The sequence below is a fragment of the Lysinibacillus telephonicus genome, from assembly GCF_003966145.1.
Taxonomy (GTDB): Bacteria; Bacillota; Bacilli; order Bacillales_A; family Planococcaceae; genus Ureibacillus; species Ureibacillus telephonicus.
Genome location: NZ_RXNR01000132.1, coordinates 1 through 2,537, shown reverse-complemented (window position 1 = coordinate 2,537; position 2,537 = coordinate 1). Strand labels below are relative to the sequence as shown.

The following is a 2,537-nucleotide window of genomic DNA, read 5'->3' as shown; positions in this document are numbered from 1 at the left end:
ATTCCGTCTCTATATCTAGTTGAATATGCATACTAACACCTCAGTATTAGTATGAAATGAAGGAGCATTTTTGTACATATTTATTCAAGCGAGAGTGTACATATTTAAATTAGCATTTATACAATGTAAATCTGCCCCCCTCCATATATGTTAATTATTACTACGTATATCACATAACAAAAGTTTCTTAAGTGCTACTTATTAAAGAAATACGCCTAATGTAGAGTAAAAAGTTTGTATTACAAAAGCTTATTTTCCACTTAGATTACTATAAATATTTTGAACGAAATTCGTCATTTTCTCATCATACTCGGGGTATTTATAACCTAATGCAGATGCAACTTTTTTGGAATAGGTTCTAAATAATTTGCAACATAACTCAAAGGATTCCCAAGATTCTTTATACCCGAATTGAGAAAAGGTATTAATTAATTTTTTCAACTCTGCTTCAGGAAGATAATTGCCAATAAATTTATAGTTCTTCCCTACACTAAAATCAAATCCTTCTCTTATACCAACTTCCCATGATATCATTCGTAAAAGTTCAGGGCGAAGAATCTGATTAAAGTGATCCATTGCATAGAAAAACTCTTTTCTGAATAAGCCTTTTGCAACATAAGTTGATACACTCCAAAACTCATTACAGCAATCATCGAACTGTCGCTCAGATGGTTTTTTAATCCAATACTTCTCGTCACTTGGAATAATTTTTTTACTGATCATGTTATCTTTATCAATCAATACTTCTACTAAGCCGTCTGAATCTGATAAATAATAGTCTATTTCATTTAAGGGAATCAAAGTCAAATCAATCTTAATACCATCATTGAAATACATTATATAGCTGAACCAATTTCCTAAGTCTGATGGGAATAACTCCATATCTTCTGGTTTTTGCATAAAAATTAGGTCACCAAACACATCAAGCCAATGATCATCTTTCTTATAACTTTCTATATCTGTTACAAAAAAGGAAATGTCATAGTCCTGAAAATCATCTTTCGGAATATTTTTGTTTGTTCTAGAACCCTCAAGTACAAATAATCTAATCCTATCATCATTCATAACAATATTTTTAAAAAGGTTTATCATCTCATTTTCTTTACGCATTTTAATCACCCTTCCCAATACCTATTAACTATCGTTATTTTCACAATAATTTATTCCCTCAACTAACCCTTAATGAAAAAACACTTTCCTAATTGGAGGAAAGCGTCCTTTAGTGAAATACTTAAAAATAATCTCATTAGTTTAACAACATAAAAATTATAGTCAAATCAATCTTAATTAAGTAATTCAATTTATAACGGAACATCATATAGATTTTCATTTTGTTTTTTTATCTTTCTTTTCTTAATACCTCCTATACAGCCAATAATAAACATAAGGATTGCAATTATTTCAAGAGGTATGAATAAAAATAGAAATCCAATTCCTGCAAATCCATCATGTGTTATGTCTCTATAAGTGAATGAACCAGCGGCAGTGAATATAGGTATGAAAATTATCGCTAAGTACATGCTCCATATCATAAAATTAAGTATCCAAGAACGTTTAAAAGTAAGAATGAAAGCCATTATAAAAAAAATTATAAGAACTACGGATAAGGAAGCTATAATTTTAACCACGCTCCTTCACTATCTCACCCATTTATTGAACAAAAGCCCCTATTTGTTCAATAAAAAGCAGCAACAACATTATTCCTATTCCTTTACCTGCTATTACTAAGCAGCTATTTTCCTTTTCCCTACTAATACATAAATCAAATAACCTATAACATTTAACAAAGTAAAGGCAATTATCCAACCAATATTTAATCGTCTATGATGATACGAATTAATTGTTGCCCAAATAGTGAACAAGGTTATATAAATTGCAATGCCTGAAAACAAAATTATTGCCATCCAATCACTAATTTGTCTCGTTTCCATTCCAACGTACCATTTTTTATCCCAGTTTGCATAAGGGAAAAAATCGGCTTGGAGCCATTTAGGATTCCACACTTTTTGTTCATATCGATAATCTGGCTTTGTATCACTAACATAATCAATTACCTGATTAACATTATCCACATCGCTTACATTGTAAATTTCAATCTTCGAGATTTGGTCAGTATCTTTTATTAAACTACTTATTTCTTTTTCCATTTCTTCAGTAATATTGTTTTTATCATTTAATATCTCTGAAATCTGTGTAGCCACAATGGAATTTTCATTGGCATTTTCTTCTTCATATGACCATATAAACCCAAATGCAAATACAGTAAAAAGAATTATAGCCATTGAAAGGTAAAGTACCCATTTAGCGAATGTTTTTTGTGCTTTAAACAGTTGGCCTACAATCGAACGTATTTCTTGTTCTCCACCGAAACGCTCAATAGCAATATTAATAGCTTCTTGTTCATTTTTTCCTTCTGTGTATTTGATAAGCTAAAACTGAGCCACCATCGCAGTTGAAAAGTGAGCCACTTTTATATGAAAATAATCCTAACTTCATAGAGTTAGGAGCGTATAGAGGTGATTTCATTGGAAAAGAAA

At 30.4% G+C, this 2,537-nt stretch carries 3 protein-coding genes; all 3 read right to left on the bottom strand.

What is annotated here, in order from left to right; genetic code table 11:
* Window positions 1–249 precede the first annotated feature (249 nt).
* A complete protein-coding gene (gene ant(6) / locus EKG35_RS20430) occupies window positions 250–1,110 on the bottom strand; it encodes an aminoglycoside 6-adenylyltransferase (RefSeq protein WP_126296387.1) in 861 nt (286 codons plus the stop codon).
* A gap of 191 nt (window positions 1,111–1,301) precedes the next feature.
* A complete protein-coding gene (locus EKG35_RS20425) occupies window positions 1,302–1,532 on the bottom strand; it encodes a hypothetical protein (protein ID WP_126296386.1) in 231 nt (76 codons plus the stop codon).
* A gap of 192 nt (window positions 1,533–1,724) precedes the next feature.
* A complete protein-coding gene (locus tag EKG35_RS20420) occupies window positions 1,725–2,282 on the bottom strand; it encodes a hypothetical protein (RefSeq protein ID WP_221766346.1) in 558 nt (185 codons plus the stop codon).
* Window positions 2,283–2,537: the final 255 nt, after the last annotated feature.

Bases quoted from the DNA above. Each gene is read 5' to 3' on its own strand.
- EKG35_RS20425 (WP_126296386.1), bottom strand. From the start codon at position 1,532: ATGATATGGAGCATGTACTTAGCGATAATTTTCATACCTATATTCACT.
- EKG35_RS20420 (WP_221766346.1), bottom strand. From the start codon at position 2,282: ATGGCTATAATTCTTTTTACTGTATTTGCATTTGGGTTTATATGGTCA.